This window comes from Bradyrhizobium jicamae, assembly GCF_001440395.1.
Taxonomy (GTDB): Bacteria; Pseudomonadota; Alphaproteobacteria; order Rhizobiales; family Xanthobacteraceae; genus Bradyrhizobium; species Bradyrhizobium jicamae.
Map to the genome: position 1 here is coordinate 9,424 of NZ_LLXZ01000214.1, position 469 is coordinate 9,892.

A 469-nucleotide genomic window follows, 5' to 3' on the forward strand; every position below is an offset into this window, starting at 1 on the left:
CGCCGATCTCTCAACCCCGTTTCCCTCGGGCTCTATCTTCAAACCTTCTAATACGCTCGACGCCCTCGCGGACGTAAGCCCTACGCTCGCCGTCGCTCAAGCGACGATTGACTTCCTCAAGGTGCTCTTCGCGATCGCGCTTGTCGCTGTGACTGGCGTCGGGCTTGGTCTCTCCATCTTCTATTTTCTTTTTCTGTAAGTACTGAACTACGTTCGCTGTTAGCGCAGCGAGCGAAGTAAAGCTGAGTTTTTCGTTGTCGTTATCGAAGTGTCTGTCCTTCATGTCCTCAACATGCATGAAGGGATTGTTCCAGTGGTGTCAAAAAGAGACAGGAAAAAGCCAATGAGTACCGCCGCGTTAAATTCAATCACTCGCAGCGCTCTAGGCGCGCTTGTTGAACGTGAAGAACGCCGCGTCGGCTCTCGAACAGTTGCATATGAAATCGTCGCCCAGACCATCGGCTCCTCG

At 52.9% G+C, this 469-nt stretch carries 1 protein-coding gene; it reads left to right on the plus strand.

From position 1 onward, the window contains the following. The coding region (locus tag CQ12_RS45795) for a hypothetical protein (RefSeq protein WP_210180611.1) at positions 1-199 on the plus strand (199 nt) is incomplete at its 5' end. Positions 200-469: the final 270 nt, after the last annotated feature.